Origin of the sequence: Streptosporangium sp. NPDC002524 (genome assembly GCF_040295985.1) — a bacterium.
Classification (GTDB): domain Bacteria; phylum Actinomycetota; class Actinomycetes; order Streptosporangiales; family Streptosporangiaceae; genus Streptosporangium.
This window is the reverse complement of sequence record NZ_JBEOWK010000004.1, coordinates 1-19,909: the sequence shown is the minus strand read 5'-3', so window position 1 is coordinate 19,909 and position 19,909 is coordinate 1. Positions and strand designations below refer to the sequence as shown.

At 72.1% G+C, this 19,909-nt stretch carries 13 protein-coding genes; 4 read left to right on the top strand and 9 right to left on the bottom strand.

Annotation, left to right across the window (positions count from 1 at the left end):
* Positions 1-157: 157 nt before the first annotated feature.
* Positions 158-1,678 (bottom strand): protein kinase domain-containing protein, encoded by a 1,521-nt coding sequence (locus ABT053_RS07205; protein WP_502991713.1) that lies wholly within the window; start codon positions 1,676-1,678, stop codon positions 158-160.
* A gap of 331 nt (positions 1,679-2,009) precedes the next feature.
* Here ABT053_RS07205 and ABT053_RS07200 point away from each other — a divergent pair, with 331 nt between their 5' ends.
* Positions 2,010-2,957, top strand: coding sequence for a D-isomer specific 2-hydroxyacid dehydrogenase family protein (locus ABT053_RS07200; protein ID WP_350967991.1), 948 nt, complete (start codon positions 2,010-2,012; stop codon positions 2,955-2,957).
* A gap of 114 nt (positions 2,958-3,071) precedes the next feature.
* Positions 3,072-4,847 carry a serine/threonine-protein kinase gene (locus tag ABT053_RS07195; protein WP_350967990.1) on the top strand — a complete coding sequence of 592 codons (1,776 nt, stop codon included), beginning with the start codon at positions 3,072-3,074 and terminating at the stop codon, positions 4,845-4,847.
* Positions 4,848-5,109: 262 nt separating this feature from the next.
* On the opposite strand, the gene ABT053_RS07190 is transcribed toward ABT053_RS07195, so the two are convergent.
* From ABT053_RS07190 to ABT053_RS07160, 7 genes are all read right to left on the bottom strand, one after another.
* Complete coding sequence (locus tag ABT053_RS07190; RefSeq protein ID WP_350967989.1) at positions 5,110-6,198, bottom strand: AraC-like ligand-binding domain-containing protein; 1,089 nt, start codon at positions 6,196-6,198, stop codon at positions 5,110-5,112.
* Positions 6,199-6,634: 436 nt separating this feature from the next.
* The gene (locus ABT053_RS07185; protein WP_350967988.1) at positions 6,635-7,798 is read right to left on the bottom strand and encodes a M20 metallopeptidase family protein; all 1,164 of its coding nucleotides are present in this window, start codon (positions 7,796-7,798) and stop codon (positions 6,635-6,637) included.
* 215 nt (positions 7,799-8,013) lie between these two features.
* On the bottom strand, positions 8,014-9,294 hold the full coding sequence (locus ABT053_RS07180; protein WP_350967987.1) for an amidohydrolase family protein: 1,281 nt from the start codon (positions 9,292-9,294) through the stop codon (positions 8,014-8,016).
* Between the two features lie 202 nt (positions 9,295-9,496).
* On the bottom strand, positions 9,497-10,816 hold the full coding sequence (locus tag ABT053_RS07175) for an MFS transporter (RefSeq protein WP_350967986.1): 1,320 nt from the start codon (positions 10,814-10,816) through the stop codon (positions 9,497-9,499).
* 377 nt (positions 10,817-11,193) lie between these two features.
* The gene (locus ABT053_RS07170) at positions 11,194-11,664 is read right to left on the bottom strand and encodes an ATP-binding protein (protein ID WP_350967985.1); all 471 of its coding nucleotides are present in this window, start codon (positions 11,662-11,664) and stop codon (positions 11,194-11,196) included.
* A 454-nt stretch (positions 11,665-12,118) separates the two neighbouring features.
* Positions 12,119-13,075: a TIGR03885 family FMN-dependent LLM class oxidoreductase gene (locus ABT053_RS07165; RefSeq protein WP_350967984.1), complete on the bottom strand. Its 957-nt coding sequence runs from the start codon at positions 13,073-13,075 to the stop codon at positions 12,119-12,121.
* A gap of 218 nt (positions 13,076-13,293) precedes the next feature.
* Positions 13,294-14,379 (bottom strand): hypothetical protein, encoded by a 1,086-nt coding sequence (locus ABT053_RS07160; RefSeq protein ID WP_350967983.1) that lies wholly within the window; start codon positions 14,377-14,379, stop codon positions 13,294-13,296.
* Positions 14,380-14,617: 238 nt separating this feature from the next.
* Here ABT053_RS07160 and ABT053_RS07155 point away from each other — a divergent pair, with 238 nt between their 5' ends.
* Positions 14,618-15,592, top strand: a complete 975-nt coding sequence (locus ABT053_RS07155) for an SCO6745 family protein (protein WP_350967982.1) — start codon at positions 14,618-14,620, stop codon at positions 15,590-15,592.
* A gap of 6 nt (positions 15,593-15,598) precedes the next feature.
* Here ABT053_RS07155 and ABT053_RS07150 read toward each other — a convergent pair whose 3' ends face one another.
* Positions 15,599-18,544 (bottom strand): glycosyl hydrolase, encoded by a 2,946-nt coding sequence (locus tag ABT053_RS07150; protein WP_350967981.1) that lies wholly within the window; start codon positions 18,542-18,544, stop codon positions 15,599-15,601.
* 529 nt (positions 18,545-19,073) lie between these two features.
* On the opposite strand from ABT053_RS07150, the gene ABT053_RS07145 reads away from it, so the two are divergent.
* A complete protein-coding gene (locus tag ABT053_RS07145; protein WP_350967980.1) occupies positions 19,074-19,460 on the top strand; it encodes a hypothetical protein in 387 nt (128 codons plus the stop codon).
* Positions 19,461-19,909 lie beyond the last annotated feature (449 nt).

The window sequence follows — 19,909 nt, the reverse complement described above, 5'->3', positions numbered from 1 at the left end:
GTCTTAACCGCCGGGAGATCGAGCCGCCCGGCACCGTCGCCGGAGACGCGTCGGGCCTTCGATTTCGCAGGTCTTTTCCATACGTCGGCACGCGTCCGGCCTTCGATTTCGCGGGCTTTCTCCGCGCGTCGTCACGGCCCGGCGGCGGCAGGGTGCGTCAGCGGTCGGTGAGCCCCTGGAGGATCGCGCGGACCTTTCCCGCGCTGTGGTGGTACGGGCCGTAGCGGCGTTCGAGGTCCGGCAGCAGCTCGCCGAGCAGCCGTTTGGCCCGTCCCTTGTTTCCCGCGTCGAGTTCCACCATCCCGATCTGGCTCCGGATCTCCAGGATCCTCTCCTCGCTCGCGCCGAACCGCCTCTCGTCGGCCAGCAACCGCCGGAGCTGGGACAGGGCGAGATTCGTCTCCCCGATCGCCGCGTGACAGCCCGCCTCCATCAACCGGCACCGCAGGGCGAGGTTGTTGTCCGGCCCCTCCACCCTGGCGACGTCGGCGGCGAGCCGCTGGAACTCGGGCGCCGCCCGGCGGTAGTCGCCGCCGAGGAAGAGGGCCTCGGCGAGCTCGATCCGCAGGTCGACCACGGCGGAGCTCGTCGAGCCGAAGGAGCCCGCGGCGGGCCCGACCACCTCCGCCAGGAGGTCGGCCGCCTGGCCGAAACGGGCCTCCGCCTTGAGGAGGTCGGCCTCCTTGCGGGCGCGCTCGATGTCGGCCCGCTCGATCTGCGCCAGGCTCGCGGTACGCCTGATCCGCGCCGGCCTCGCCGGGTGGGCGGGCCGCCGGTTGTCGGCGCGCGGGGAGGAGATCCGTCCGAGGACGGTGGCGTACATGCGCGCCGGGTGGGACGTGTCCAGGTCGACGTAGCCGGGAAAGGGCGGCAGCTCGCGGCAGAAGTCGAGCAGCCGCTCGTAGACGACGTCCGCGCTCGCCGGCCGCTCCTCCGGCGTCTTCGCGAGCAACCGCAGGACGAGCCGCTCCAGCCCCTCGGGGACGTCCTGCCGTCTCGCGCGCAGCGGCCGGGGGGTGACGTCGGTGTGGTTGCGCATCGCGGCCAGCGGGGTGGGCGCGGCGAACTGGTTGTTCCCGGCGAGCATCTCGTCCAGGATCACACCGAGCGAGTAGAGGTCGCTCCGCGGCCCCGCGGTCCCGGCCATGGCCTGCTCCGGCGCCATGTAGGCCGGGGTGCCGAGCACCTCGCCCGTCCTCGTGAGGTTCGTCGTGTCCGCGGAGGCGAGCGCGGCGGCGATGCCGAAGTCGAGGACCTTGACCGTGCCGTCGGGGCAGAGCATCAGGTTGCCCGGTTTGAGGTCGCGGTGGACCAGCGAGCTGGCGTGGGCCACGGCCAGGACCGAGCACACCTGGGCGGCGATCGCCACGGCCCAGGCGACGGGCACCTCCGTCTCGTCGAGCAGCGTCGCGACGGAACACCCCCTGACGAGTTGCATGACCATGTAGAGGTCGTCGCCGTGTGGCCCGCAGTCGTAGATGGTCGGCACGCCCGGGTGCTCCAGCCGGGCGGTGATCCGTGATTCGCGGACGAAACGCCTGGCCAGTTCCTCGTCCCGGCGGCCATCGGGAAACCTGTCGGCTTTGATGAATTTGATGGCGATCTGCCGATCCAAACGTTTGTCGTAGCCGAACCAGACCTCTCCCATTCCGCCGGAACGACGTGACGTGGGATCCAACTCGTAACGGCCGCCGATGATCGTTCCTCTGCCCAAAACGATTCGCCCTCCAGAAACGCCCCGTCTTCCCCAGGAAAATGTAGCGCTCCCGGAGTCCCGTCGTCGTGGGCGAAAGTTTCCCCAGGTCACAGCCTCGTCATTGGGCCGGTTCACAGTGGATGAGGCCGTCGAATGCGTCACACGTCCTCGACTTGGCATTTCACACGCCCGCGTGATAGCGGTCAATTCCCGTGTTACTTCCGGACTTCCGGACTTCCGGGAAGTGATCGTCAAGGTGCGATCGCCTCCGGCCGGTGATACGCGGCAGGTGATCTACGACAGAATGTCGTCCATGGAAGCCCGCATCGCGATAGCCCCCTCCGCGCCCCGCTCCGCCGACGCCGGGCTCGACCGGCTGCGGCTCGGGATCGAGGAGGCGGTGTCCCGCGGCGGCGGTGTCAACGTCCCGCTCGCCGACGCCGACGGCCTGGTGTGGCTCGTTCCCGGCGAGCCCGAGCTGCTCGGGGCGACGCTGGAGGCCCATCCCCGGATCGGGTGGGTGCAGTTCCCCTGGGCGGGGGTGGAGAGGTTCACGTCGTCGGGGGTGTTCGACCGGCCCGTGGTCTTCAGCTGCGCCAAGGGGTCGTTCGCCGGGCAGGTCGCCGAGCACGCGCTGATGCTGATGCTGGCCTGCCTGCGCGACCTCTCCCGCCAGGCGCGGACGCCCGGCTGGTCCCGGACGGAGCCCCGCTCCCTGCACGGCCGGCGGGTGACGATCCTCGGCGGCGGCGGCATAGCCACCGAGCTCGTCCGCCTCCTGCGGCCGTTCGAGTGCCGGATCCGGGTGATCCGCCGCCGCCCCGAGAAGGTCGAGGGCGCCGGAGAGACGCTCCCGCCCTCGGCTCTGCCATCCGTGCTTCCCGAGACCGACCTCCTGGTGCTGGCCCTCGCCCTCACGCCGGAGACGAGGCACGTCGTCGGCGCCGCCCAGCTGGCGCTGCTGCCGCCGCACGCCGCCGTCGTCAACGTCGCCCGGGGCGCGCACATCGACACCGGCGCGCTCGTCGAGGCCCTCCGCGCGGGAACGATCTCCGCCGCCGGCCTGGACGTGACGGATCCCGAGCCGCTCCCCGACGGGCACCCCCTGTGGGCCGACCCCCGGGTGCTCGTCACCTCGCACTCCGCCGACTCCGCCGAGTACGTCGCGCGGATGCTCTGCGAGCGGGTCGAGCGCAACGTGGGCAACCTGCGCGCGGGCCGCCCGCTGGAGGGAGTGATCGACCCGGCCACGGGATACTGACCGCCGCCCCCCTCCCTTCCCTCTCTCCGCCCGCCGCCCCCTCACCTCCTCACCCGCTCACCCCCTCGCCCGCCCGTCCGCCTGCCCGCTCCTCCGAACGGTAGGTTCGTCCGCATGCCGGAAGATCCCTCGTACGCTCCGGAAGACCCGTCGCGGGTGCTGGCGGGCCGGTACCGGTTGCTGACCGCCCTCGGGGCGGGCGGCATGGGCGTCGTCTGGAGGGCCAGGGACGAGCTGCTCCACCAGACCGTGGCGGTCAAGGAGGTGACGCTGCCCTCCCGGCTGACCGCCGAGGACCGCGAGCGGCGGCTGCGCCGGACGCTCCGCGAGGCGCGCACGGCGGCCTCGCTGAGGGGTCATCCCGGCATCGTCACCGTCTACGACGTGGTCGAGGAGGACGGCCGCCCGTGGATCGTCATGGAGCTGGTGGAGGGCCCCTCCCTGGCGAAGGTGATCAAGGACGAGGGGCGGCTGACCGAGGCCGGGGTGGCGCGGATCGGGCTGCGGGTGATCTCCGCGCTGATCTCGGCGGAGGCGGCGGGGATCGTGCACCGGGACGTCAAGCCCGCGAACATCCTGCTCGGGGGCGACCGGGCCGTGCTGACCGACTTCGGGATCGCGGCGGCCGTCCACGACACCACCGACCTGACCGGTACCGGACAGGTGCTGGGCACGATCCCCTACCTCGCGCCCGAACAGCTCGGCGGCGAGCGCGCCTCGGCCGCCTCCGACCTGTGGGCGACGGGCGTGACGCTGTACGAGGCGGTGGAGGGGCGCAGGCCGTTCGACCGGGAGAGCCCGGTGGCCACGATCGCGGCGATCGTCAACCAGCCGCCCGCGCCCGCCCGGTACGCCGACCGGCTCCTCCCCGTGATCGAGGGCATGCTCAGGAAGGACCCCGCCGAGCGGCTGACGGCCCAGCGGGTCACCGCGCTGCTCACGCCGATCGCCGCCGGAGCCCCGCGAGAACGCCCGCACCTCGTCGAGGACCCTGGCACGACGGACGGCGGTGGACGGATCCGGGGCGGATCCTCCGGCGTGACCGGTCCGGCGCGTCAGGGAGACCGGGTCCGGCCCGGCGCCCCGCGGCGGCCCTCGCGGTGGGCGCCCGCGGCCGTGAGCCTGGCGGTGGCGGCGACGGCCGTGGCCGCCGTGGTGATCTGGTCGCCGGACACCTTCGGGCTGGGGAACACCCCGTCGCCCACGTCCGGCGGAGCCGCGACGTCCGCCGGGAAGGACCCGGCGACCTCCCCGGACCCGGCCGGGGGTTCGGCGACCTCCGGCGACCCCCGGCAGACCCCGGCGTCCTCCCCCGGCCAGGACCCGCCACCCTCCCCGGGTCAGAACCCGCCGCCCTCCCCCGGCCAGAGCCCGCCGCCCTCCCCGGGCCCTTCGGGCCGGAGCCCGCTGCCGCGGGGTTTCACCCTCCACACGGACCGACGCGGGTTCTCCGTCGCCGTACCGGACGGCTGGAAGAAGGACGAGACCGGGGACGGGGAGCAGGTGAGCTGGGAGCGCCCCAAAGACTCCATCCTCTCCCCGTCCTCCTGGTACCTGGGCGTCTTCGCGAACCCGAAGAGGAAGGAGAGCAGGGACCCGGCCGACATCCTCGACCAGCTGCGCGACGCGCTCCAGGACTCGATGATCGCGTCCGGCTCCTACCGGGAGTTCACCCGGCGCCAGGTTCCCGTCGCCGGGGGCAAGGGCGCCGAGCTGGAGTTCGGCTTCGCGCACAAGAGCGCGTCGAACCTGCCCCACCGCCTCTACGCCCGCTGCGTCACCCGCGACTCCGGCGGCACCGCGATGTTCTGGTTCTTCACTCCCGCCGGGCAGTGGGCCGAGGCGGACGGGCACGTCGACACGTTCGTGAAGACCTTCCGGCTCGACTGAGCACGTCGCCCCGCCCGGCACCCGCCTCGACGCAGACCCGCGCCACACGGCACCCGCTTCAGTACAGACCCGCGCCGAACGGCGCCCGCGCTCGATACAGGCCAAGCCCCGCACGACATCCGCCTCGGTACGGGCCCGCGCCGGACGGCGTCGTCACCACTGAAGTCACCGCTGGAGCCACCGCCGGAGCCACTGCAAAAGTCACCGCCGGAGTCACTGCCAGAGCCACCGCGTCACTCGTGGCCGGTTGTCTCCCCGGTCGTCATCCGTGGCGTCCCCACGGCCCCGAGCCCTCCGGGTGGACGTCGACCGGCGGCACCCCCTCTTCGGAGGCGTCCGCCGTGCCCCTCAGTTCCTGGAGGTGACGCCGGTAGGCCGCGGGCGAGGCCCCGTAGGCCGCGCGGAAGGCCCGGCTGAAGTGGGAGTCGCTGGTGAAACCCCAGCGGGAGGCGACCGTACGGACGGGCAGGTCGTTCGTCAGGGGATCGGCCAGGTCACGGCGGCAGCGTTCGAGCCGTCGCAGGCGGATCCAGCCCCCGACGGTGACGCCCTCCGGCTGGAAGAGCCGGTGCAGGTGGCGGAGGGAGATGTGGTGGGCCGCGGCGATCGCCGAAGGCGACAGGTCCGCCTCGCCCAGCCGCTTCTCGATGAACGCCTGGACCCGCATGAGGAGGACCCCGTGGGGGTTGGCCAGGGAGTCGGACACGTCCGTGTCGAGTTCGTGGGCCAGCAGGGCGGCGACCAGGTCGAGGGCGACCGTCGACAGCCGCAGGGCGTCGGAGGGCGAGCGCCGGGCGGGCTGCGCGAGCAGCTGGTGGAGGTACCCGCTGAGCAGCCCGCCGATGCCGTCCTTGCCCGACATCCGCACCGCCAGCAACCGTTCGGCCGCCGAGGCGGGGAGCGGCAGGACGTCGCGTGGAAACTGCAGGATCAGCCCGTCGGCCACGCTCGGACGGGATCCGCGCGGCGTCCCGGGACCCGGTTCCTCCGCCACGGTCCAGGCGTGGAACGTTCGTGAGGTGTCGTACAGCGTGATGTCGGTCGGCGCCAGGCCGGCCTCCCGGCCCTCCTGCTGGATGCCCGACCGGCCGCGAAGGGTGAGGGAGAGCTGGTAGTGGCCGGGGTCGGAGTGGCGGATCCGGCTCGGGCTGCGGCGCGCGTCGAACGAGACGCACCGCACCCGGGACAGCTGCGCCACCCCGAGGTCGAGCATGCGCATCTCGGCCCAGAAGTCGGCGGCCTGGTCGCTGGAGACGTCCACCGAGACCACCGACTGCGCGACGGCCTCCCACCAGAAGTCGAACCGCTCCCGGGCGGGGACACCGTCAAGCCGTAATACGGAAGGAACCACCAATATTTCCCCCGATCAACACCACAAAAGGGACTAACAACAAACCGTCGGAAGTCTCGAGGTTTCGGGGTGTCGTTCACCGTCGGCGGCGGAGGGCGGAGCGGCCCGCGACCGGGCGCCGATTCGTTCGCCACCGGCGGCGGAGAGCCGAGCGGCCCGCCGCCGGCCGGGCGCCGACGCACTGGAGCAACCTGTTCGCCCACCAGCACCGATTGTTTGTCCACCACCGATTGCTCGTCCGCCACCGGTGGCGGAGAGCCGAGCGGCCCCGCCCGGCGAGCGGAACGTCACCGTCGTCGGCATCTCACCCCCGCGTGGGCCCGGCCACACCCCCGGTGACCGGTCTCACCCACGTCAACGATCCTCACACCTCCAGCGTTCCAGACATTTTTCGGCAACCACCCGTTAATAACTGTAAAAAATGCGAAACACCTATTCAGCCGCCCGCGCCGATCACCCGCGCGGCGGCGAGGTAGGCGGCGAGCAGGCTCTCGGCGACCGCCGTCACGGTCTCGTCCCCGGGCAGGAAGTACGGGCTGTGCAGCCCCGAGGCCGTGTCGGTGCCCACGAACAGCATCAGCGACGGCACGACCGACGCGAAGTGGGCGAAGTCGTCGGCACCGCAGGAGCGCAGCGTGGCGGGCATGTGGTGGGCGACGTCGACGAGAATGCAGCCCGTCTCCTCGGCGAGGCGGGCGTCGTTGACGAGCACCGGCTCGCCGTGCGTGATCCGTACCTCCGCCTCGCAGCCATGGACGCGGGCGACGCCCTCGGCGATCTCGCGGAAGCGGTGGTGCAGCTGGTGGCGCCACGGCTCCGACATCGTACGGAGGGTGCCGCGGGCGGAGGCCTGCCCGGGGATCGCGTTGGGGGCGCTGCCCGCCGCCACGGTGCCGAAGGTGACCACGGTCGGCGTCATCGGGTCGGCGTCGCGGCTGACGAGCTGCTGCGTGGTCACGATGATCTGGGCGAGCGCCAGGACCGAGTCGCGGGACAGGTGGGGATAGGCGGCGTGCCCGCCCTGCCCCCGGACGGTGACGGTGAACTCGTCGGAGGAGGCGTTGACCGCCCCGGGAGTGCAGGCCGTCTCACCGGCGCCGAGCACCGGCTGGACGTGTGCCGCGATCATCGCGCCGACCCGGTGCCTGCGGAGCGCGCCCGAGTCGACGATGTCGCGGGCCCCGGAGGGGTGGGTCTCCTCGCGCGGCTGCAGCACCGCGACCATCGGCGCGGGCGCCCGTACCCGGTCGACCGCCCGGGTCAGCGCGACCAGGGCCGCGAGGTGCACGTCGTGGCCGCAGGCGTGCATGGCGCCGTTGCGCGAGGCCCAGGGCACGCCCGTCTCCTCCGGGATCGGCAGGGCGTCCAGCTCCCCGCGTACCCCGACGGCCAGGCCCTCGCCGCCGACGCGGAGGAGCGCGCCGGTCACGGCGACCCGCTCCGTCGCGTCGCCCTCGGGCAGCGCGTCCAGCACGCGCTTGAGCGTCGGCTCCTCCTTGCCCGACACGCACGGCTCGGCGTGCAGTTCCCGCCGCAGCTGGAAGGCCGCGGGCAGCTCGGCGTGCAGGGCGGCGCGGAGCCGCTCGTGGATCTCGTTCATCGCCGCTCCCCGAACCGGTGAGCGTCGCGGTTGACCCTCACGCGTCCCCCCCGGCGAGTGCGGCGAGCGCTGCGAGCGCGCGGACGTGAGTGTCGATCATGGATCTCCCTCTGACTGTGCGTGGTGCCGTTCCGGTGGTACATGGGTGACATGGGCGCCGTTCTCGTCGTACGTGATGGTCGTTCTCGTCACCGGCCCCGGGGCCGGTCAGCCGGTTACCCGGTCTCTCCGAGGCCGTAGACGCGGCGGGCGTTCCCCGCGCCGATCATGGCGGCGACCCGGATCGCCCGAGGCTCGCTCCACTCGCCGTCCGCGACGAACCCGCCGAGGACGCGGGCCGTCGCGCGGCGCCAGAGCAGCGCGCCCAGGTGGTGGAGCTCCGCCGGGCCCCAGGCGTCCGAGGAGAAGAGGATCTTGGCGAACGGCGCCAGCTCCAGGCTCTCGGCCACGACGGCCACGCCGCGCGCCCCGGTGTGGTTCACCCCCAGCCCGACGTCGAAGTGGACGTGCGGGTAGGCCTGGGCGAGGTAACCGGCGTTGCGGTGGTACGGGTAGCAGTGCAGCAGGAGCAGCGGGACGCCCCTGGGCTCGGCGAGCTCGATGAGGCCGCGCAGCAGCAGGGGGTCGGACCGGCGCAGGTCGAGGTCGGGGTCGCCGTACCCGGTGTGGAACTGGAGCGGCAGCCCGCGCCCGATGCCCGTCCAGATGAGGTGGCGCAGCAGCACCGGGTCGCCGACGCGGATCGTCCCGGTCCGCTCGGACTCGCGCAGCCAGCGCCCGGCCGCCGCCACCACCTCGGCCGGGGTGGGCGGGGCGGGGTCGAGGTCGAGCCCGTACCGGTAGGCGGCGACGCTCTTCAGCCCGCGCGCCGTACGGCAGCGTTCCCACAGGGCCGCCTCGAAGCGGGCGGCGAACCCGGCGGCGTCGGTCCCCTCGGCGACGACCCGCTCGGCGACCGACTCCAGCCGGACGATCTCCTCGACGGGCCGCCCCGTGAGGGCCGCCATCGGCGCCGGGCCGAGGATCTCCTCGCCCCCGTAACCGGTCTCCAGGAGGAAGTGACCGATCCCGGACGCGGCCAGCAGGCGCCGGTTCGCCTCCCCCGCTCCCAGCTCGGCGCGGCGGGCGAGGTAGGTCTCCGGGTCCGGGTGCGGGTCGAGGCCGAGGACGGGCGCGCAGTGCCGCAGGACGGCGAACCCGAGCTGCGAGTCGAACTGGGTCATCCAGCCGGGCACCGGCCGGTCGGACTCGGTGATCAGCTCCTCGAACCGCCCCCGCGACAGGTCTCCGTCCAGGGCGCCGTGGACGTGGTGATCCACCAGCGGCATCGTCTCGATCGCCCGCTCCAGGTCCCCGGCCGCCGCCGTCGCGGCCACGCGCCCCGGAACCCCTGCCTCCCCCGCCCGGGCGGCGCGTTCCGGGATCCCGGCCTCCGCCGTCCCGGCCGCGCCCTCGCTCGCGCCCTCGGTCACGCCCTCGGTCACGCCCTCGGTCACGCCCCCAAGAACGGCCGCCTCCCCGAGAACGGGCGCACCTCCAAGAGCGGTCGCACCCTCAAGGGACCCGGCACGCGCCGGAGAGTCCATGGGTGCCGGGGTCATGGTCGAACGCTCCTCGAGTGTGCGGTGCCGCTGGGATACGAGGTGCCCATGAAAAGGGGATGTCATGCCCCGGCACCCCATCCGGCTGTCCCCCGGCTCACCCGCCGATCGGGCGCTCCACCTCACCCGCCGCCTCACCGGGCGTCCCGCCCGGCGCCGTACCAGCTGTACCCGCCGTACTCACCGCGCCCCGCCCCCGGATGCCGTACGCGAGCGTGAGGGCGACGACGGCGAGCGGGAAGGCGGTGGCGACGAGGAGGCCGGTGCGCAGACCGGAGCCGCCGTCGTCGGGGAGCGCGTCCGACAGGGTGGTCAGGAACCCTCCGGCGGCGGAGGAGGCGTCCGCGGCGGCCCCGGCGATCCAGGGACCGGCCGCGCCCCCGGCGTCGCCGAAGACGGCCAGCACGCCGAACATCGCCGCCCCGCCGAGGGGGAAGCGGGCCGCGGCGAGGCTGAAGGTCCCCGGCCACAGGAGGCTGACGGCCAGGCCGCACACCGCGCAGCCGACGAGGCTCACCACCGGGTTGGAGGACAGGCAGACGACGAGATAGCAGAGGGTCGCGAGCGCGCCGCACGCGGCCATCGCGGGTACCAGCGGGATCCTCTCGCCCCACAGCCCGTAGACGATGCGGCCGATCCCCATCAGGACCGCGAACAGGCACGGGCCCGCCAGGTCGCCCCACACCTTGGAGACGCCCAGCCCGTCCTCCGCGAAGAGGGAGGACCACTGCGACATGGTCAGCTCGGCCGCGCCCGCGCAGAGCATCAGCACGACGGCGGCGGCGAAGGCGGGGGCACCGAAGAGCGCCCGCAGGGAGGTACGGTGCTCGTCGGGCACGGTCGCGGGCAGCGGCACCCTCAGGAACGCCACCATGTTGACCAGCGGGACGAGCGCCCAGACCACGGGCAGGACCTGCCAGGCGTCCTGGCCGATCCAGGCGAGCAGCAGCGTGCTGCCCGCCACCACCGCGACCTGTCCCCAGCAGTAGAAGGAGTGCAGCAGGCTCATCGCCGCCGCCTTGCCCTCCTGCGGGCTGGGCAGCGCGTCCACGACGGGGCTGACGAGCACCTCCAGCAGGCCGCCGCCGACGGCGTAGACGACGATCGCGACGCACAGCCCCAGGTACGGGGAGGGCGACACCGCCGGGGCCACCGCCAGCAGCACCAGTCCCAGCGCCGCCAGGATGTGCGCCAGCACCAGCGGGACGCGGTAGCCGGTCCGGTCCACGAACTTCACGGCCACGATGTCGGTGACCAGCTGGGTGGCGAAGTTGAGCAGCACCAGGCGCCCGAGCATCTCCAGGGGCAGCTGGTAGCGGGTCTGGAACACGATGAACAGCAGCGGGGCCAGGTTGTTGACGATGGCCTGGGTGACATAGCCGGTGTAGCAGGCGCGGCGGGTGTGGTCGTACGTCATGGACGATGCGTTTCTCTCCCTGGAGGGCTGGCCGCCCCGCACACTACGGGGCCGGACGACACGGCCGCACACCCGCCCCCGGCGAAGACCACCAGGTCACCACGGGCGGCGAGCCGCCCCGGGCACACGTCCGCTCGAACCGCGGGACGGGGACGGCACCGGCCGCTCTAGGCACGTGCCTGCTCGAACCGCGGGACCGTGGACGACATCGGCCGCTCCGGGCACATGCCTGCTCGAACCGCCGGACCGGGACGGCACCGGCCGCTCCGGGCACGTGCCTGCTCGAACCGCGGGACCGTGGACGACATCGGCCGCTCCGGGCACATGCCTGCTCGAATCGCGAAATCGGGACGACATCGGCCACTCCGGGTGCGCGCCTACTTGAACTGCAGGACCGGGGCGACGGCGGGACGGGGGCGGGCGGGGGCCGGGCGGCCGAGGACGAACCAGACGATCTTTCCTCCGGAGGGGGGACGGGCGACACCCCAGTCGTCGGCGAGGGAGTCGACGATCTGGAGGCCCCGGCCGCCGGTGGCGTCCATGTCGCGGGCGCACACGCGGGGAGCCCCCTCCCCCGGGTCGAAGAGCTCGCCGCGGACGAAGCTCCCGCCGCCCTGGATCCGCAGCGCGCACGCGGCACCGCCGTACCTGACGGCGTTGGTGACCAGCTCGCTGACGATCAGCACGCAGTCGTCCACGAGGTCGTCGGCGCCCCACAGGGAGAGCTCCCGGCGGACCAGCGCGCGAGCGTCGCGCACGCTCGTGGGAACGGCGGGCAGCAGGCACTCGCCTTCGTACTCGGGGGCGACGTCGAGGGACGCCGCGGATGAGTCGGGCTGGAGAGACACTGCGCCTCCTTTTGATGGGAGCGCTCCCATGACAAATGTAGAACATTCACTCACATCTGTGAATTGATTCCTCCCTAATTGTTTCCATCACATGTCGTGAAAAGTGAGGAAGATCCACTTCGTGCCATACCCCAGCGGCCGAGGAAGCCGGACACCCGGCTGGAAACCCGCCCGTGTCGTCTCCCCCGGCCGCGGCCCCGTCGCCCCCTCCGGCCCCGGCCGGGAACCCACCCGCGCGTCACCCCCGACGGCCGCGCCGACATCGGCTCGACCAGCAGCATCGGCTCGACCGACATCGGCTTGACCGACATCGGCTCAACTCGACCGACATCGGCTTGACCGACATCAACCCGGCCGACATCGGCTCGACCCGGCCGGCATCGGCTCAGCTCAGCCCCGCCCAGCCCCGCTCAGCCCAATTCAGCCCAGCTCAACCCAGTGCGGCTCGTTCGGTTCAGCTCAGCTGGGGAAGCACCTTCGCGCCGAAGGCGTCGATGTAGGTGGCCTGCTCCTGGCCCACGTGGTGCAGGTAGATCTCCTCGAAGCCCAGTTCCGCGTACTCGTTGATCCTGGCGGCGTGCCAGCCCAGGTCCGAGGAGACGTTGACGGCCTCGGCCACCTTCTCCGGCGAGACGTCCGCGGAGACCACGTCGAAGAGCTCGGCGGTCTCGAGGTCCCAGCTCACCGGCGGCGAGAAGACGTTGCTCCGCCACTGGTCGTGGGCGATGGCCATCGCCTCGTCGTCGGTCTCGGCCCAGCTGAGGTGGACCTGGAGCGCCACCTTGCCCTTGCCTCCGGCGTCACGGTAGGCACCGATGACCTCGCGCAGCCGGTCGACGGGTCCTCCCACGGTGATCAGGCCGTCGGCCCACTCCGCGCACCAGCGGGCCGTGTCGGCGCTCACCGCCGCGCCGACCAGCTTCGGCGGGGTCTCGGGGCGGGTCCACAGCCGGGCGCGGTCGACGGTCACCAGGCCGTCGTGGCTGACCTCCTCCCCCGCCAGCATCGCCCTGATGACGTCGACGCACTCACGCAGCCGCTGCTTGCGGAGCTCCTTGCGCGGCCAGTGGTCGCCGGTGATGTGCTCGTTGCTCGCCTCGCCCGTGCCGAGGGCGGCCCAGAAGCGGCCGGGGTACATCGCGCCGAGGGTGCCGATCGCCTGGGCGATGATCGCGGGGTGGTAGCGCTGGCCGGGGGCGTTTACCACGCCGAACGGCAGGTTCGTGGCCTGGAGCGCCGCGCCCAGCCAGGACCAGGCGAACCCCGACTGCCCCTGACGCTCGCTCCACGGGGAGAAGTGGTCCGACGACATCGCCGCCCCGAACCCCGCCTGCTCGGCCCGCGTGACCGCCTTCAGCAGCTCTGCCGGATGGATCTGCTCGTGTGAGGAATGAAAGCCATAAGTCGCCATCGTCTCCGGCTACCCGGGAGAGGGGCGTCCATTCGGACGAGCGGCGCGGTACCGCCCGGGGGACGTCGGGCGGTACCGCGCCGAGCCTTCGGAAGGCCGGGGTTCCTTCGAAGCCGAGGTGCCTTCGGAAGGGCCGAGGCGCCTTCGGAGGACCAAGGCTCTTCGAAGCCGAGGTGCCTACGAAGGGCCAGGGTGCCTTCGGAGGGCCGAGGGTGTCCTTAGAAGGCCGAGGTGTAGGTGACCAGCGAGGGCTGGGCGACACGGGTGGCGGCGTTGTAGCAGACGACGTTGCGGACGAACGCGTTGCTGCCGCTGGTGTTCCAGATGGTCTGCAGGTTGCAGAACTCGGGGCCGGGACCGTACGCGGTGACCTGGACCTGGTCCTGCAGGACGCCGACCCTCGGGAAGGTCACCAGACGCTGGCCGAGTCCCGAGCTCTGGACCGTGTTCACGCCCGCCTGGGAGTTGAAGTTCACGGGCGGCGGCACCGGGGCGTACGGGCCGGGGTTGGCCGGGGTGTTGTCGAAGGTGTAGGCGAAGTTCTTCGGCGGGATCGCCGCGCCGGTGATGGCGCGCTCACGGTGGTAGGTCAGCGTCCACCCGGTGTTGAGCGGCACGTTCGTCGCGTTGTGGCAGCGCACCTGGACCGCCTGCGCGCCCACGCCGGGAGCCCAGGCGCCGACCTTGCAGCGGGCGGGCTGGCTGGGGTTGACCGCGGTGACCTGGAGGTTCCCGGCGAAGCCCGACGAACCCAGGCCGGGCAGGGTGACCGTCCAGACGCCCCCGCCCCCGCCGACGGTGTTCAGGCCCGCGGCCGAGTTGAACTGGGAGGTGATGCCGCCGCCGTTGTAGTGCACGTAGCCGAACGCCTGCGGCGGCGGCAGGGTGCCGGTGCTCTGCTCGAAGACGATGCTGTACGGGGTGAAGACCGGAGCCCCTCCGTACCGGTAGCACTGCACCGCGACCACCACGTCGGTGCCCGAGGGGCCCCAGTTCTGCGCCTGGCACCAGTAGGCGGTGTCGGAGATCGCCGTGACGTGGACCACGCCGCCGGTGATCGCGATCTGCGGGAACCGCACGAACGTCTGCCCGACACCGCCGGGCGTGACGCTGACGTTGAAGCCCGGCCCCCAGCTGCCCGCCTGGTGGTTGAGGTCGGGGATGCCGGAGGTCACGTTGACCACCGCGAAGCCCCACCGGTTGGGTACGGAGGCCTGCGCGCCCGTGGCCATCGCGGTGACGCTCGCCGCGAGCATCGCGATGACGCACAGGAGGTGGAACATGACTCTTCGTAACTGCCGCATGCCGTACTCCATCGGTTCGGGGGGTGGGGCGGTCCGGCGCGACCGTGGTACCAGCGAGTGGGAATGTCTGGAATCACAGTTCGTCCTGAGCTCTTGATAACCCGCCCGTCCCCCCTTGAGAAGACCCAACCTGACGGGTGAGATGACTTCGTCTTCCCAGATCAGGTCAGGGATCCGACCAGATGACAGCTCTCTCATCGAGAGATCGTCCGGTCGTTCCGCCGAGTACCGTATGAACATGCGCAGCCGATCCGCCAGGATCCACGAGACGGGGTGTGAGACCGTGCCGGAGCCCGAACCGAACGTTCCGCGTGTCATGTGGCAGTTGCTGGAGCCCCTGCACGCCGTCACCTACTTCGCCCCCGAGGCCCGGGCCGCGGCCGACGCGGTCGGCATGCGCGGCTTCTGGATGGGCTACTTCGCGGGCAGGGCGGCTCCGCTCGGGCCGGTCGGCCCCGGCGTCGTCACGGCGGCCTTCCACGGCTTCCCCCCGGCCAGGGTCGCGAGGGCGCTCCCCGACGCGTGGACGTTCGCGACCCCCGGCGACGTGCTGCGCGCCCGGCTCGACGGGGCGGGGGCGGCGCTGCGGACCCTGCTCACCGACAAGGTGACCGGCTCCGACGACCTGCGCGCGGCGGCCGAGCTGGCCTGGGAGGCGGCCGGGCTCGCCGACACCGCGGGCCGGGTGCTCGGCGCGGCCAACCAGGCGCTGCCCGCGCCCGACGAGCCGCACCTGCTGCTCTGGCAGGCCGCGACCACGCTGCGCGAGCACCGGGGCGACGGGCACGTGGCCGCCCTCGTCTCCCACGGCGTCTCCCCCGTCCAGTCCCACCTGCTCAAGGTCGCGGCGGGCGAGACGGACGTGGAGCAGCTGCGCCTGGCGCGGCGCTGGGACGACGAGGAGTGGGAGGCCGGTGCCGCCGCGCTGCGCGAGCGTGGCTGGGTCGACGACTCCGGCGTCCTGACGGCCGAGGGCACGCGGGAGCGCGAGCGGATCGAGCGGCTGACCGACGAGGCCGCGGCCGTTCCGTGGCGGGCCCTGGGCGACGGGCGCACCGCCGAGCTCGCCCTGCTGCTGCACCCGCTGACCATGGCCGTCCTGGAGTCGGGCATCATGCCGCCCGCCAACCCGATCGGCCTGCCGCCGCCCCCCGGGGACGGCGAGAACGGCCGGGGGCTCACGCTCCCGGCCGTCCCTTCACCGATCGGCTGAGGGGGATCAGCCGAACGGCAGCCGTACGATCGACTGGTTGCCGACGCCGAGGTTGACGGCGCCGTTGCCGATGGCGTTCCAGACCTCGACCCTCACCTGGCCGTTCGACAGGTTGCCGAGCGCGCCCGAGGCGGACTGCGGGCCCGTTCTCTGCGTGTAGTGCTCCCAGCCCGTCACCGGGTCGGTGGCGAAGTAGCCGTAGGTCTCCACCCTGTCCCAGCTCCCGTTGCCGGTCAGGTCGTAGGAGACCCTGACCTGGGTGCCGTTGGCGACCGACGTTCCCGCGTCCACGAAGAGGTCGAACGCGGTGGTGCCGCCGTTGTGGGCGGCGGTGAGACCGGTCGCCGTGAAGACCCGGGCGTTGGTCGGCACGCCGTCGTGGTTGCCGTTCGCGGCGGTCACCGCGAGGCTGCCCGCCGCGCCGGCCGTGCCCGGCAGGCCGCCGCCGCTCTGCAGGTAGCGCGTCGCGGCGAAGCCACCCGGGTCCGGGGTCGGCGTGGGGGTCGGGGTCGGCGTGGGGGTGGGCGTCGGGTCGGGGTTGGTGGTGCCGCCGCCCGCGTTGCCGCCGCTCCAGGTGAAGGCGCCGGAGGTGACCGTCTTGCCCGCCGGGACGTTGAGCACGGTCCCGTTGGAGAAGTTCACCGTGAGCGCGCTGGCGGTGATGTTGGAGGCCACGTAGGTGCGGGCCCCGTTCTTGCTGAACACCTTGGCGAGCGGGTGGTTGGCGGTGACGGTGGTGTCCACCGTGCCGAGGGCGGCCAGGTTGCGGATCCAGTGGAAGGTGTGCGCCCTGCTCTCCCCCTCCTCCGGGGTGTAGGCTCCGGCGGCCCGCAGGTTCGCCAGGGCCGCGTCACCGTTGCCCAGCGCCTGGAACTGCCAGAGGATGTCCCGCCACACCGTGGGCGGCCCGCCGTTGTTGCGTACCAGCTCGGCGTAGTTGGTGTTCACGTAGGCGGGGTTGTCGCCCAGGTAGAAGTGCCCGCCGGTGATCGGGAGCATGTTGATGCCCTGGATCATCTCCGGCTCGCCGCTGAACCAGGTGGCGTACGCGCCGCCGCTGCCCCAGACCATGCCGACCGTGCTGTGGCCGAAGGCGGCGGGGAAGTTCTGGTTGCGCACGTCGAACCAGTACTCCTGGATCGCCGCGTTCTGGGTCGTGTAGATGAAGATGCCCGCGTCGCGGACGGCGGTGTTGCCGGTGGCCTGTCCCCACTGGATGAGGGCGTTGGCGAAGTTCATGCCCTCCGAGGACGACTCCTGGTTGTTGCCGGAGCCGAACGAGCCGTGCCCGGCCGCCCAGTCGTGGCCCGCGTAGATGTCGAAGTCACGCAGGTACGGGAAGCGGGTGTCGTTGCGGTCGTAGTTGTTGGCGTCGCGGATCAGCAGGTCCACCATGCCGCCGTACTGGCTCGTCCTCGCCCAGTTGGGGTCGAACTTGGCGAGGGTCGCGGCGGCGGCGATGTAGTAGCCGTAGTGGAAGTGGTGGTCGTTGAGCTCCAGGTCGGAGCCGTACGAGGCCGGGTAGCCGAGCAGGGTTCCCCAGCTCGGGTTGTAGTAGAAGACCCGGCTGGTCTTGCCCGGCGTGGCGGTGAACCAGTCGTTGAGGCGGGTGCGGATGGCGTTCAGCGCGGCGGTGCGCACCGACGTCAGGTTGAGCTGGTCGGCGATCTCCGCGATGCGGGTGGCCCGGCCCAGGCCCTTGCCGGTCCAGTAGGTGTCGTCGCCCCGGATGTCCATCGGGTTACCGAGCTCGGCGTTCAGCTGGTTGGTGATCGTGGTGAGGTCCGCGCCGGAGCTGTCGGCCACCGCGGGGATCTCGGGCAGCACGCCGGTGTACTTCATCGACGTCTGGAACTGCGTCCCGGTGACGATCTTCATCTGGCCGCGCGCCGACACGTACGTCTGCGCCAGCGGCGTCGAGCCGGTCAGGTAGTTCCACTGGTGCGGGTAGAGCGCGATGACCGTGCCGGTCTGGCTGCCCTGCCTGGCCGTGGTGGTGAAGGCGTACGTCGTGGTGAGCGAGCTCGCGGCCTGGTTGTAGGCGTACGAGACGCGGGTGCCGGTGACGTGGGCGTGCGCGTACTGGCCGTAGGTGCTCGCCAGGGCCGCGCGGTCGCCGCCCGCGGGGAGCGCGGCCACGGAGAAGAAGCCCCTGCCCGCGAGGGCGGAGCTGATCGTCGTGCCGCTCACCGACCAGGTCGCGCCGGTCGGCGCGTAGGCGACGTAGTCACGGCCCCCGGCGGTGAAGCCGATGGTGGCGCCGCTGTTGGACCACACCGTGGGGGTGCCCGCGGTGGTGATCTGCGCGTCGCCTCCGGTGACCTGGAAGTACGCGAACGGCAGCCCGTGGCCGATGGTGGCCTTCATGGTCCGGCCGGCGCCGCTCCAGTACGGGGTGACGGTCCAGTCGCTCCAGCCGTCGACCTTGACGTCCGGCGAGCTCATCCCCGCGACGCCGACGCGGATGTTCTCGACGTACGGGTAGTGGTACTCGCCGACGCCCGTCGCGGTGCCGCTGATGGCGGGGGTGGTGTTGTAGGAGAAGCCCAGACCGTTGGCGAAGGTGTCGTACGCGATCGGGTGGGCGTGGAGCGGCTCGCTGTACGCGCAGTCGGTCCTCTTGTAGAGGAGCGACGACCACCAGTCGTTGGTGGGCACGGCCCCGGCGGGGGCGTTCGACGTCACCCACTGGCGGGGGTTGGTGGAGATGGAGCCGCAGCCGGCGGGCAGTGAGCGGCCGGCCGGGAGGGTGTCGGCGTAGCTGCCGGCGCCGACCGTGGCGGCCTCGGCCGTGCGGGCGGCGCCGAGGCCGAACAGTCCGGCCACCATCGCGACGACCACACCGGCGGCGAGGGTGCGGCGGCGAGCCCTGATGCGGGCCGCCGGCTGGGCGGGGCGTCCTTCACGGGGGTGCGCGCTGTCCGGACCCGTGGTCCGGATCGAGGGATCCATTGGGGGGTGCCTCCGGGGAGAGGAATCGGGCTCTGAAGCTGACCGATACGAGAGAGCGCTCTCTCACCGAAAAGTAACGGGCTGCGTCACGGCAGTCAATGTTTCACGTTAGTAACGAATAGGTAAAGTACAGAGATGCAGGCGAGAGGGCGTAAGCACAGAAAATAGGGCGTTCCGCCGCGCGGCGATGCCGCCCTGGAGCCACACGCACCGCATCGATTCCCGTCCAACGATCAAGAAATGGACCTATCCTGATCTGAGAGCGCTCTCTCCCGTTGATCGGCTTCAATCGCCGGTCGACCTCCTGGCGGCGCCCGCCCTCCACTCCCGGACGCGCCGGGGAAGACCGCGAGCCGGGGGCCGCGAAGGCCGGATCGCCGCGCGAGAACCCCGGGCCCGAGGCCGCGTATGCCCGATCTCCCGGCCCGGCGCAACTGGCGCGACGGTGACAAAAACAAGGCTGGACACGCAGCGTGACGAGTAATTACGTTACGTAATCACTCAGGCACCCCCTGCCCCAGGAGAGAACATGCGAAGCAGGAAGCTCACGACCGTCGCGCTGAGCGTCACCGCGGCCGGTGTCGCGGGTCTGGCCGCGATGACGATCGCCGCTCCGGCCACGGCCTCCGTACCCGCCGCCCCAGCCGTACCCGCCGTTTCCGCGAGTGCCGACTTCACCGGCTACCAGCTCGTCAAGCTGCCGAACGCCAACGTCCCCAACTTCCAGCGCCGCGTGGTCCGCTGCCCCGGCGGGAAGAAGGCCGTCGGCGGCGGCGCCGAGGCGCAGGGCAACGAGGCCGTGCTGGTGGGCTCCTTCCCCACCGACGACGGCGGCGGCTGGATCGGCCTCGGCCGCCAGCCCGGCCGCGGCGACGTGGGCATCAGCGTCTACGCGATCTGCGCCAATGTCAGCTGACCCCCTCCCTCGGTGATCACCGCCGCTTCCCCACGACACCCGCTTCCCCGCCCCCGGTGATCACTGTCCCCCTGTGACCACTGTCGCTTCCCCGCGACACCCGCTTCCCCGCCCCCGGTGATCACTGTCCCCCTGTGACCACCACCGCTCCCCGCGTCCCCCGGCCATCACCCGGTGATCACTGTCCCCCTGTGACCACCACCGCTCCCCGCGTCCCCCGGCCATCACCCGGTGATCACCGTCCCCCTGTGGTCACCACCGCCCGATCACCTTCCCCTGATCGGCGTCCCCGAGGAAAGACCGGCTCCGGCCGGGCCCGGAAGGGTCCGGCCGGAGCCGTTTTCGCGCGCTCGTCTAGTAGTACTTCGTTAGGTTGATTTGATCGTGGGTGCTGGGTTCGGCATGCTGCTCTCGTGGACTTGGGGGAAATCGAGCGGCTGCGGGGTGAG

Coding starts and splice junctions, on each gene's coding strand:
- ABT053_RS07145 (WP_350967980.1), top strand. CDS start 19,074: ATGCGAAGCAGGAAGCTCACGACCGTCGCGCTGAGCGTCACCGCGGCC.
- ABT053_RS07185 (WP_350967988.1), bottom strand. CDS start 7,798: ATGAACGAGATCCACGAGCGGCTCCGCGCCGCCCTGCACGCCGAGCTG.
- ABT053_RS07175 (WP_350967986.1), bottom strand. CDS start 10,816: ATGACGTACGACCACACCCGCCGCGCCTGCTACACCGGCTATGTCACC.
- ABT053_RS07200 (WP_350967991.1), top strand. CDS start 2,010: ATGGAAGCCCGCATCGCGATAGCCCCCTCCGCGCCCCGCTCCGCCGAC.
- ABT053_RS07160 (WP_350967983.1), bottom strand. CDS start 14,379: ATGCGGCAGTTACGAAGAGTCATGTTCCACCTCCTGTGCGTCATCGCG.
- ABT053_RS07155 (WP_350967982.1), top strand. CDS start 14,618: ATGCGCAGCCGATCCGCCAGGATCCACGAGACGGGGTGTGAGACCGTG.
- ABT053_RS07150 (WP_350967981.1), bottom strand. CDS start 18,544: ATGGATCCCTCGATCCGGACCACGGGTCCGGACAGCGCGCACCCCCGT.
- ABT053_RS07195 (WP_350967990.1), top strand. CDS start 3,072: ATGCCGGAAGATCCCTCGTACGCTCCGGAAGACCCGTCGCGGGTGCTG.
- ABT053_RS07165 (WP_350967984.1), bottom strand. CDS start 13,075: ATGGCGACTTATGGCTTTCATTCCTCACACGAGCAGATCCATCCGGCA.